Source organism: Streptomyces sp. WM6378 (assembly GCF_001279695.1).
Lineage (GTDB): Bacteria > Actinomycetota > Actinomycetes > Streptomycetales > Streptomycetaceae > Streptomyces.
Map to the genome: position 1 here is coordinate 1 of NZ_LGDD01000286.1, position 201 is coordinate 201.

At 67.7% G+C, this 201-nt stretch carries 1 protein-coding gene; it reads left to right on the forward strand.

The features are described 5' to 3' along the window. Window positions 1-201: carboxyl transferase domain-containing protein (locus ADK54_RS21310; protein ID WP_324610189.1), on the forward strand; the 201-nt coding region annotated here is incomplete at both ends.

Below are 201 nucleotides of genomic sequence, written 5' to 3' on the forward strand. Positions count from 1 at the left end.
GGAGGCCGACGATTCGGAGGCGATGCGGGCACGGATGGTCAAGGAGTACAAGGCCGAGCTGATGCACCCGTACTACGCGGCCGAGCGGGGCCTGGTCGACGACGTCATCGACCCCGCCGAGACCCGGGCCGTCCTCATCGCCTCACTGGCGATGCTCAAGACCAAACACGCCGACCTGCCGTCCCGCAAACACGGCAACCC